Annotated in this window: 7 protein-coding genes; all 7 read left to right on the plus strand. The window is 69.7% G+C overall.

The window, feature by feature from the left end; all coding sequences use genetic code 11:
• The first annotated feature begins 93 nt into the window (after positions 1 to 93).
• Entirely contained in the window at positions 94 to 3,564 is a 3,471-nt protein-coding gene (gene metH, locus FYW99_RS29755) for a methionine synthase (protein ID WP_150255570.1), read from the plus strand.
• Between the two features lie 412 nt (positions 3,565 to 3,976).
• Positions 3,977 to 4,690: an HAD family hydrolase gene (locus FYW99_RS29760; RefSeq protein WP_150255573.1), complete on the plus strand. Its 714-nt coding sequence runs from the start codon at positions 3,977 to 3,979 to the stop codon at positions 4,688 to 4,690.
• Positions 4,691 to 4,948: 258 nt separating this feature from the next.
• Positions 4,949 to 5,464: a cellulose synthase gene (locus FYW99_RS29765; protein ID WP_223839780.1), complete on the plus strand. Its 516-nt coding sequence runs from the start codon at positions 4,949 to 4,951 to the stop codon at positions 5,462 to 5,464.
• A 637-nt stretch (positions 5,465 to 6,101) separates the two neighbouring features.
• Entirely contained in the window at positions 6,102 to 7,172 is a 1,071-nt protein-coding gene (locus FYW99_RS29770; RefSeq protein WP_150255575.1) for an ABC transporter permease, read from the plus strand.
• Between the two features lie 101 nt (positions 7,173 to 7,273).
• Positions 7,274 to 9,022: an ABC transporter substrate-binding protein gene (locus FYW99_RS29775; RefSeq protein WP_150255577.1), complete on the plus strand. Its 1,749-nt coding sequence runs from the start codon at positions 7,274 to 7,276 to the stop codon at positions 9,020 to 9,022.
• 88 nt (positions 9,023 to 9,110) lie between these two features.
• Positions 9,111 to 10,124, plus strand: a complete 1,014-nt coding sequence (locus tag FYW99_RS29780; RefSeq protein WP_150255580.1) for an ABC transporter permease — start codon at positions 9,111 to 9,113, stop codon at positions 10,122 to 10,124.
• A gap of 45 nt (positions 10,125 to 10,169) precedes the next feature.
• Positions 10,170 to 11,238, plus strand: a 1,069-nt coding sequence (locus FYW99_RS29785) for an ATP-binding cassette domain-containing protein (RefSeq protein WP_150255582.1), incomplete at its 3' end; no start/stop codon positions are given.

An 11,238-nucleotide genomic window follows, 5' to 3' on the forward strand; every position in this document is an offset into this window, starting at 1 on the left:
CCGACCCGCCCCGCACCGCGGGTCCGCCCAGTGCCACGCGTCACGGGGACACCAACTGGGCCGCCGCGGTGCTCCGACATAGAGTTGCCAGATATGAGAGCCAGCCCCACCTTCCGCGAAACGCTGTCCCGCCGTGTGGTCGTGGCGGACGGAGCGATGGGCACCATGCTCCACGCACACGATCTCGACCTCGACCAGTTCGAGGGGCACGAGGGATGCAACGACATCCTCAACCTCACCCGTCCCGACATCGTCCGCGACACCCATGCCGCCTTTCTTGCCGTGGGCTCTGACGCCATCGAGACGAACACCTTCTCCGCCAACCTCGGCGGGCTCGCCGAGTACGGCATCGAGGACCGCACCTACGAGATCGCCCAGGCGGGAGCGCAGGTGGCCCGCGAGGCCGCCGACGCCTACTCCACCCCCGACCAGCCCCGTTACGTCCTGGGGTCCGTGGGCCCGGGAAACCGGCTGCCCACCCTGGGCCACGCGCCCTACGCCCTGCTGCGCGACTACTACGAGCAGTGCGCGCGCGGCCTGATCGACGGCGGATCCGACGCCATCCTCATCGAGACCTGCCAGGACCTGCTCCAGGTCAAGGCCGCCGTGGTGGCCGCCCAGCGCGCCCGCCGGGCCGCCGGCAGGGACGTCCCGATCATCGCCCAGGTCAGCATCGAGACCAACGGCACCATGCTGCTCGGCTCCGAGATCGGCGCCGCGCTGACCTCCCTGGAGCCGCTGGGCATCGACGTCATCGGCCTCAACTGCTCCACCGGCCCCGCCGAGATGAGCGAGCACCTGCGCTACCTGTCGCACCACTCGCCCATCCCCATCTCCTGCATGCCCAACGCGGGTCTGCCGGAACTGGGTCCCAACGGCGCGGTCTACAACCTCACGCCCGCCGAGCTGGCCGACGCCCACGACACCTTCACCTCCGAGTTCGGCCTGAGCCTGGTCGGCGGCTGCTGCGGCACCACCCCCGAGCACCTGCGCCACGTGGTGGAGCGCGTCCAGGGCCGCGGCGTCAAGAACCGCAAACCCCTGGTGGAGTCGGCGTCCTCCTCCCTCTACCAGAGCGTGCCCTTCCGCCAGGACGCCAGCTACCTGGCCGTGGGCGAGCGCACCAACGCCAACGGCTCCAGGAAGTTCCGCGACGCCATGCTGGAGGGCCGCTGGGACGACTGCGTGGAGATCGCCCGGGACCAGATCCGCGACGGGGCCCACCTGCTCGACCTCAACATCGACTACGTGGGCCGCGACGGGGTCGGCGACATGCGCGAGCTGGCCACGCGCCTGGCCACCTCCTCCACCCTGCCGATCATGCTCGACTCCACCGAGCCGCCCGTCCTGGAGGCGGGCCTGGAGTCCCTCGGCGGCAGGAGCGTGGTCAACTCCGTCAACTACGAGGACGGCGACGGCCCCGACTCCCGCTTCACCCGCATCATGGGGCTGGTCAAGGAGCACGGCGCCGCCGTCGTGGGCCTGTGCATCGACGAGGAGGGCCAGGCCCGCACCGCCGAGTGGAAGGTGCGCGTGGCCACCCGCCTCATCGAGGAGATCACCGGCGAGTGGGGGCTGCGCACCGGCGACATCATCATCGACTGCCTCACCTTCCCCATCACCACCGGGCAGGAGGAGACCCGCCGGGACGGCCTGGAGACGATCAACGCCATCCGCGAGCTCAAGCGGCTCTACCCGGAGGTGCAGACCACCCTGGGCCTGTCCAACCTGTCCTTCGGCCTCAACCCGGCCGCCCGCATCGTGCTGAACTCGGTGTTCCTGCACGAGGCGGTCCAGGCGGGGCTGGACTCGGCGATCGTGCACGCCTCCAAGATCGTGCCGATCAACCAGATCCCCGAGGACCAGCGCGAGGTCGCCCTCGACATGGTCTACGACCGGCGCGAGGGCGACTACGACCCCCTCTCGCGGTTCATGGAGATGTTCGAGGGCGTGGACGCCAAGTCCATGAAGGCCTCCCGCGCCGAGGAGCTGGCCGCCCTGCCGTTGTGGGAGCGCCTGGAGCGGCGCATCATCGACGGCGAGATGGCCGGGATCGAGGCCGACCTGGACGAGGCGCTGGAGTCCAAGCCCGCCCTGGCCATCGTCAACGACACCCTGCTCTCGGGCATGAAGACCGTCGGCGAGCTGTTCGGCTCCGGCCAGATGCAGCTGCCCTTCGTCCTCAAGTCCGCCGAGGTCATGAAGGGCGCCGTCGCCTACCTCGAACCCCACATGGAGAAGAGCGACGACGACGGCAAGGGCCGCATCGTCCTGGCCACCGTCAAGGGCGACGTCCACGACATCGGCAAGAACCTCGTGGACATCATCCTGTCCAACAACGGCTACGACGTGGTCAACATCGGCATCAAGCAGCCGGTGACGGCGATCCTGGAGGCCGCCGAGGAGCAGCGCGCAGACGTGATCGGCATGTCCGGCCTGCTGGTCAAGTCCACGGTGATCATGAAGGAGAACCTGGAGGAGATGAACTCCAGGGGCCTGTCCGAGCGCTTCCCGGTCCTGCTGGGAGGCGCCGCGCTCACCCGCTCCTACGTGGAGCAGGACCTGGCCGAGGTCTTCGACGGCCACGTGCGCTACGCCAAGGACGCCTTCGAGGGCCTGCGCCTGATGGACGCGTTCATGGCGGTCAAGCGCGGTGAGGAGGGGGCCGAGCTGCCCGCCCTGCGCCAGCGCCGGGTCAAGTCCGGGGCCAAGCTGAAGGTGACCGAGCCCGAGGAGATGCCCGCCCGCAGCGACGTGTCGACCACCAACCGGATCCCCGAGCCGCCCTTCTGGGGCGACCGGATCAGCAAGGGTGTCCCGCTGGCCGACTACGCCGCCTTCCTCGACGAGCGCGCCACCTTCATGGGCCAGTGGGGGCTCAAGGCCGCCCGAGGCGGCGAGGGCCCCAGCTACGAGGAGCTGGTGGAGACCGAGGGCCGTCCCCGGATGCGGATGTGGCTGGACCGCATCCAGACCGACGGCCTGCTGGAGGCGGCCGTGGTGCACGGCCACTACCCCTGCTACAGCGAGGGCGACGACCTGGTGGTGCTGGACGAGGAGGGCGCCGAGCGCACCCGCTTCACCTTCCCGCGCCAGCGCCGGGACCGCCACCTGTGCCTGTCCGACTTCTTCCGCCCCAAGGAGTCGGGGGAGCTGGACGTGGTGTCCTTCCAGGTGGTGACCGTGGGCCCGGCGATCAGCCGCGCCACCGCCGAGCTGTTCGCCAAGAACGCCTACCGCGACTACCTGGAGCTGCACGGGCTGTCGGTACAGCTGACCGAGGCCCTGGCCGAGTACTGGCACACCCGGGTGCGCGCGGAGCTGGGCTTCGCCGGTGAGGACCCGGCCGAGCTGGACGCGTTCTTCAAGCTCGGTTACCGGGGGGCCCGCTTCTCCCTGGGCTACGGGGCCTGCCCCGACCTGGAGGACCGTGCCAAGATCATGCGCCTGCTGGAGCCCGAGCGGGTGGGCGTGACCCTGTCGGAGGAGTTCCAGCTGGTGCCCGAGCAGGCGACCGACGCGATCGTGGTCCACCACCCGGAGGCGACCTACTTCAACGTCTGACCGGCTCGTCCGAGGCGTTCAGACCGAGGCGAGTCCGTCCGGTGCGGCCCCGTCCCTCCCATGGGGGGCGGGGCCGCGCGCGTGCGGGAAGCCCAACGACGGCGACGCTGACCGCTGCCTGCTCGGGCGGGGCCGCGCGTGCGCGGGAGGTGCGGAGCGGGACGGAGCCCGCGCCCGGCCCTGGACGACGGGCCGCGCGTGCGCGGGGCGAGTATGGGACAGCTCTCCACCCGCCGGCGCCCGAGTGTTCGTAGTGTGGAAAGGACGCCGACAGGTCCTCTTCACGGCGCGGGCGCCCCGCGTCCCGCACGATGATGACGCACAACCCGGGTGTCCCGTGGGCGAGCGGGCAACCCATGACACACGAGGGGAGAGCGTGGTGCCGCCCGGTCCGGAAGGCGCCACCGAACGTATGAGCGAGCAGAGCACGCTGGGTCCCGAAGTCTCCGACACCGCGACGCCCCAGGCCAGACGCCTCCAGGCCGTACTCCTGGACATGGACGGCACCCTCATCGAGAGCGAGCACCTGTGGGGTGAGGCCGAGGCCGACCTGGTCGCCGAGCTGGGCGGCGTGTGGACCGAGGAGGACCACCAGCGCAACGTCGGCAACGCCGCCGAGCCCGTGGGCCGCTACATCATCGACCTGACCGGCGCCCACCACCTCACCCCTCGCCAGGTGGCCGACCGCCTGTACACGAGGTTCCGCGCCAGGCTCGCCGGAGGCGCCGACCTGCGCCCGGGGGCCAAGGAGCTGGTCACCCTGCTGTCGGAGTCCGGGGTCCCCGTGGTCCTGGTGACCTCCACCGAGAGGTCGCTGGTGCAGGCGGCGATCGGCGGGATCGGCCTGGACAACTTCGACGACTCGGTGGCCGGGGACGAGGTCGAGGCGAACAAGCCCCACCCCGACCCGTACCTGAGGGCCGCCCGGCGGCTCGGCGTGGACCCCGCGCGCTGCGTGGCCTTCGAGGACTCGGTGGTCGGCGTGGCCTCGGCGGCCGACGCCGGGTGCGCCACGGTCGCGGTGCCCAACCACGTGCACATCCCGCCGCGCGAGGGCGTGGTGTTCCGCGACAGCCTGGTGGGCGTGGACCTGGACTGGCTGGAGTCCCTGGTCGCCGACCGCTGAGCCTTCGCCCGTCAGGGGTGATCTTGCTACCAGCGTCACTCTCGGCGGCCGCAGTGACGCCAGTAGCAAGATCACCGGGTGAGGGAACCCCCCTGGGCCCCTCGCCCCGCCCTTCTCTGTTGCTCCGCCCTTCTCCGTGCCCCGGCCGCCCGCCCGGGGCACGGGGAGTAGCCTGGGCGGACAGGAGCCCCTGCTCCGGGGCCCGCCCTAGGGGATCGACCGGATGTGCGTCGCGGCGTCGGATGGGAGACTGGACCCATGCCTGAGAACTTGACGTGGATGACCGGTCTGGTCCTGGGAGGCGGCCTCACCCTCGTGGGGCTGGTGATCTCCTTCTTCGTGTGGCGCGCCAAGGGCGCGGCCTCGGGCCTGCGCGGTGTGGCGTGGTCGCTGCTGCCGCTGGCCGCCGGTCTGATCGGGCTGATGAACGCCGTCTGGCAGTTCGCCATGAGCATCTTCGGCATCCTGGTCGGCCTGCTGTTCAACCCGGCGGTGTGGGCCGGTGTGCTCCTGGCGGGCCTGGCGGTGGTGCTCTACGTGGTCTCGGGCGTCATGCGCGCCCGTGACGTGGGCACCCGTCCCAGGAAGGCCAAGGAGCCCAAGGAACCCAAGGCCGCCGGGGGAGCGGGGGGCGCGGCCGAACCCGGCGCGGCCCCCGCCGCTGCGCAGGCCAAGGGCACGGTGGGCCCGGCCCCCAAGAAGGCCGGGGCCGCGGACGACCTCTCCGACCTGAGCGACATCGAGGAGCTGCTGCGCAAGCGCGGTATCGAGTGACCGCCGCGGGCGCGGCCCGCACACCCCTCCGACGGCGGCTCCGCACCCGCGGGGCCGTCGTCCTCGCGTGCGCCGTGACCGTCACCGTACGTGTCCGTGGCCGCGCCCCGGCGCGCCCGTGATCGTCGCGCTGCGCGTTCGCTCCGACACGTTGAGGCGTATAGCACTTGCCATAGTGCGCCCCTTCGGGGCCGAACCGGTGCACATTCGGGCGTATCGTGGGCGCGGCGATAGGGGACGTCGTCGCAGCTCGCGGCCAGTCATCCGATGAATGCGAACTCTGCAGCCTTTTGTTGTTATATAGGCCTTTTAACGTTGTTTGTCACGATTTAGATACATGATCGGATATTGGACGCTATGCGTTCAGATCGCGAGTAAGTTGGTCGCTGTGTAACAGCCCGGGCGCAACGGTCCCGGTGTGTCCAACTTCTCAGGTGATGTGGCACACTCCCGCGGACCGAGTCTGCGGAGGCGGGTCATCATCCCGCCCCGCCGACACGCAAGCCCACGCCAGCCAGCGTCGAGAACCGGCCGGCCCCACCGCGCGCACCGCAGGTCACCCCTCCTTGCGGACGCACGCGTGGGTTCTGTCCCGTTCCCCTCGGCCAGAAGCGTATGAGTGGAGAGTGGTGGCCTGATGAGCGCGCCCTCGCATGCCCCCGATTCGGCGGAGCAGGCGGAGCAGAACGACGCCGTGAACGTCGCTGCGCAGGCCCACGGGGTCCGCGGAGACTCCGACAACCGGTCCCTGCGCCAGATCGCCTGGCAGCGGCTGCGCAAGGACAAGGTCGCGATGGTCTCCGGCGTGGTCGTGGTCCTGCTCATCCTCGCCGCGATCCTCGCGCCCCTCCTGGCCAAGTGGTTCGGGCACCCGCCCACCCAGTTCCACCAGGACCTGATCGAGCCCAGCACCGGCATGCCGTTCAAGGACCCGAGCCTTCCGCCCCCCGCTGACGGCAGCATGCCCTTCGACAACCTGGACCGGTGGGGCGCGATCAGCGCCGACCACCTGCTGGGCGTGGAGCCGGTCACCGGCCGCGACCTGTTCAGCCGCATCCTCTACGGCGCCCAGATCTCCCTGCTGGTGGCCTTCCTGTCCACGCTGCTGTGCGTGTTCATCGGCACTGTCCTCGGCATCATCGCCGGGTACAAGGGCGGCTGGGTCGACACCCTCATCAGCCGGGCCATGGACGTCTTCCTGGCCTTCCCGCTGATGCTCTTCGCCATCGCGCTCGTCGGTGTCATCCCCGAGGGTGTCTTCGGTCTGAGCGGCAACGGTCTGCGGATCGGCGTCATCGTCTTCATCATCGGGTTCTTCAACTGGCCCTACATCGCCCGCATCGTCCGCGGGCAGACGCTCTCCCTGCGCGAGCGGGAGTTCGTGGAGGCCGCCAGGAGCCTGGGCGCCAGCAACCGGCACATCCTCTTCCGGGAGATCCTGCCGAACCTGGTGACGCCGATCATCGTCTACTCGACCCTGCTCATCCCCACGAACATCCTGTTCGAGGCGGCCCTGAGCTTCCTCGGTGTCGGTATCAACCCGCCCACGCCGAGCTGGGGAAAGATGCTCTCCGAGGCGGCGATCATGTACGAGAACGCGCCGTACTTCGTCATCTTCCCGGGTCTGGCCATCTTCATCACCGTGCTGGCGTTCAACCTGTTCGGCGACGGGCTCCGGGACGCCTTCGACCCCAAGACCTCCGACTGACCCACGGTCGGTGGAGGCCGCCCCGCCCGGCCTCCGCAAGGCAGGGATCCGACGACAGGTTGATCCCACCATCCCATCAGGTTCGCATGAGAGGCAGTTCCTTGAGGAAACGCACCCTCGGCTTCGTCGCGCTCGGCGCGGCGGCGTCCATCCTCCTTTCGGCTTGCGGTGGCGGTGACTCCACCGGCGGAGGCTCCGCGTCCGGCGCCGAGTTCAACCAGGGGGCGACCGAGGTCGTCAACCCGTCGGAGCAGACCGGCGGCACCCTGCGCTACGCCATCGCCACGGACTTCGACTCCACCGACCCGGGCGACACCTACTACGGGTTCAGCTGGAACTTCACCCGCTACTACGCCCGTACGCTGCTGGCCTTCAACCCGGCCCCGGGCGAGGCGTCCACCGAGCTGGTCACGGACATGGCCGCGGGCATGCCCGAGCCCAACGAGGACTTCACCGAGTGGACCGTGAAGATCCAGGAGGGCCTCAAGTACGAGGACGGCTCCGAGATCACGGCCCAGGACATCGAGTACGCCATCGCGCGCTCCAACTTCAACGGCGGCGAGCTGCCCAACGGTCCGCGCTACTTCGAGGCGCACCTGGACCAGGAGCCCTTCAACGTCTACGAGGTCGACGACCCGCTGGAGACCTTCACCGCGGTCGAGACCCCGGACGAGCACACCCTGGTCTTCCACCTCAAGGACTCCTTCTCGGAGTTCCCCTACGTGCTGACCCAGCCGCAGACCGCCCCGGTGCCCATGGAGGCCGACCGCGGCGCGCTGTACAAGGAGCACGTCCTCTCCTCCGGCCCGTACCAGTTCGACGGCAACTACGAGCCCGGCGTGAAGCTCAACCTGGTCCGCAACGAGCACTGGGACGCCTCGACGGACCCGGTCCGCCCGGCCCTGCCGGACGAGGTCACCGTCGAGATCGGCATCGCCCAGGAGGAGATCGACCAGCGTCTGGTCAACGGCGACCTGGACGTCGACCTCACCGGCACGGGCGTCGGACCGGCGATGAAGACCACCCTGCTCACCGACGAGGACGCCCAGGCCAACCTGGACAACCCGTACTCCGGCGCGCTGCGCTACGTCAACATCCACACCCCGGTCATCGAGGACGTGGCCTGCCGCCAGGCGATCATGTACGCGGCCGACCGGGACAGCCTGCACCGCGCCTGGGGCGGCGACAAGGGCGGCGACATCGCCACCAACCTGCTCCCGCCGACCATCCCGGGCTCGAACCCGGAGTCGGACCTGTACCCCTCCGAGGACAACAAGGGCGACCTGGAGTCGGCCGAGGCCAAGCTGGAGGAGTGCGGCGAGGCCGAGGGCTTCAGCACCACCATCGCCGTCCGTGAGGGCCGCCCCAACGACATCGCCACCGCCGAGTCCCTCCAGCAGTCCCTCGACCGCGTCGGCATCAAGGTCGACATCCAGACCTTCCCGGCCGAGGACTTCTTCGCCCAGTACGCGGGCTCGCAGGACTACGTCCGTGAGAACAACATCGGCCTGAGCGTCTCCGGCTGGAGCCCGGACTGGGCCACCGGCTACGGCTTCGCCTCCAAGATCACCGACGGCGACGCCATCCAGTCCACGGGCAACTACAACACCTCCGAGCTCGACGACCCGGAGATCAACGGTCTGTGGGACGAGGCGCTGGCCACCGAGGACCCGGAGGAGCGCGCCAACCTCTACGAGCAGATCGACACCCTGGTCATGGAGCAGGCGGCCATCCTGCCGGTCGTCTTCGACCGCGCGCTGTACTACCGCTCGGACGAGCTGACCAACGTCTACCACACGTCCGCGTACGCGATGTACGACTTCATGGCCCTGGGCGTGGACCGGGGTTAGTGCTCCGACCGGCCTGAACTAGTACGAGAAGGCAGGTGAAGGCGGCGGGGGTGCCACGGCCCCGTGGGTACCCCCGCCGCCGACCGCGATGCTGAACTATATTCTCCGCCGCCTCGGCGCGGGACTGCTCTTGCTCGCCGTCGTCACGGCGGTGACCTTCTGGATCTTCTACGTCCTGCCCCGCTGGGCGGGCGTGACCCCGCGCGGCATGGCCGCGATGTACGTGGGCAAGGCCCCCACCCCCGAGGCGCTCGACGCGACGGTGGCGCGCCTGGGACTGGACCAGCCCATCGCCGTGCAGTTCATGGACTTCGTCAAGGGTCTGCTCCTCGGCTCCGAGTACACCTTCGGCCGGGAGACGATCGAGTGCGCGGCGCCCTGCCTGGGCTACTCCTTCACCACCAACAGCCCCGTGCTGCCCCAGCTGCTCGACCGCCTGCCGGTCACCGCCTCGCTGGCCCTGGGCGCGGCGATCATCTGGATCGTCGGCGGCGTGGCCGTCGGCGTCCTGTCCGCGGTCAAGAAGGGCAGCATCTTCGACCGCCTGGCCATGAGCACCGCCCTGGTGGGCGTGTCCATGCCGATCTACTTCACCGGTCTGCTCGCCCTGGCCTTCCTCGTGCACGAGTGGGAGCTGTTCCCGGTCTCGCGCTACGTCCCCCTCACCGAGGACCCGCTCGGCTGGTTCCAGGTGATGTTCCTGCCCTGGGTGACCCTGGCCTTCCTGCACGCGGCGCAGTACGCGCGCCAGACACGCGCGGGCATGCTGGAGATCCTGGGTGAGGACTACATCCGCACCGCCCGTGCCAAGGGGCTGAGCGAGCGCCGCGTGATCTTCAAGCACGCGCTGCGCCCGACGCTGACCCCGATCGTGACCATCTTCGGCCTGGACGTGGGCCTGGTGCTGGGCGGCGCGATCCTCACGGAGAAGGTGTTCTCCCTGAACGGCATCGGTGCCTACGCCATCGACGCGATCATCGGCAAGGACCTGCCCGTGGTGCTCGGTGTGACCCTGATGGGCGCTGTCTTCATCGTCGTCTGCAACCTGGTCGTCGACCTGCTCTACCCGGTCGTCGACCCACGTGTGCGCATCGCCAGCTAACGACCGACAGCGTTGAACAGAGCAGTTCTAGCGAAGGAAAGTGACATGGCCTCGACCGAGCCCGTCGTCCGCGTGGACGACCTGCGGGTGACGTTCCCGACCATGGACGGCGACGTCCGGGCGGTGAACGGTTTGTCCTTCGAGGTGCCCGCCGGAGGCGCCCTCGGCATCGTGGGCGAGTCGGGCTCGGGCAAGAGCGTGACCTCGCTGGCGCTCATGGGCCTGCACCGGGGCAGCAAGGCGAAGATCACCGGCGCCATCGAGGTCGCGGGCCAGGACGTGGTCAGCGCCTCGGACAAGAAGCTGCGGCGCATGCGCGGCAACGACATCGCCATGGTCTTCCAGGACCCCATGCAGTCGCTGCACCCGCAGTACACGATCGGCAACCAGCTGATCGAGGCCTACCGTATCCACCGGCCCAAGGCCTCCAAGTCCGAGGCGTACGCCCGCGCGGTGGAGTCGCTGGACCGGGTGGGCATCCCCCAGCCCCAGAAGCGGATCAACTCCTACCCGCACGAGTTCTCCGGCGGTATGCGCCAGCGCGTGGTCATCGCGATGGGGCTGATGTGCGAGCCCAAGGTGCTGCTGGCCGACGAGCCCACCACCGCCCTGGACGTGACGGTGCAGGCCCAGGTCCTGGACCTGCTGGACGAGCTGCGCCGTGACCTGGGCATGGGCCTGATCCTGGTCTCGCACGACCTGGCGGTGGTGGCCGGGTCGGTGGACGAGGTCGTGGTCATGCGCCACGGCGTCGCGGTCGAGCGCGGCGACGTGCGCAAGGTCCTCTCCGAGCCCGAGCACCCCTACACCCAGGGACTCCTGGCCGCCGTTCCGCGCGTGGAGGTCTCCCGCGCCCAGCGACGCGCCCAGGACCGGGCCGACCGGACCGAGCGCGACAAGCGCGAGGGCAGGGTCACCGAGCCGGGCCAGTTCGCGGCCTTCACCCCTTCCGGCAGCGGCGAGGGCTCCTCCGAGGAGACCCCCCTCCTTCGGGTGGAGGATGTGGCGCAGCGGTTCAGGGTGCGCGGTGGCATGTGGGGCAGGGCCACGGACTTCTGGGCGGTCAAGGGGGTCTCCTTCGACCTGCACCGCGGTGAGACGCTGGGCGTGGTGG

Origin of the sequence: Nocardiopsis deserti, from assembly GCF_008638355.1 — a bacterium.
Classification (GTDB): domain Bacteria; phylum Actinomycetota; class Actinomycetes; order Streptosporangiales; family Streptosporangiaceae; genus Nocardiopsis; species Nocardiopsis alborubida.

Excerpts from the sequence above, each read along its gene's own strand:
- FYW99_RS29760 (WP_150255573.1), top strand. The coding sequence starts at position 3,977 with ATGAGCGAGCAGAGCACGCTGGGTCCCGAAGTCTCCGACACCGCGACG.
- metH (WP_150255570.1), top strand. The coding sequence starts at position 94 with ATGAGAGCCAGCCCCACCTTCCGCGAAACGCTGTCCCGCCGTGTGGTC.
- FYW99_RS29780 (WP_150255580.1), top strand. The coding sequence starts at position 9,111 with ATGCTGAACTATATTCTCCGCCGCCTCGGCGCGGGACTGCTCTTGCTC.
- FYW99_RS29770 (WP_150255575.1), top strand. The coding sequence starts at position 6,102 with ATGAGCGCGCCCTCGCATGCCCCCGATTCGGCGGAGCAGGCGGAGCAG.
- FYW99_RS29765 (WP_223839780.1), top strand. The coding sequence starts at position 4,949 with ATGCCTGAGAACTTGACGTGGATGACCGGTCTGGTCCTGGGAGGCGGC.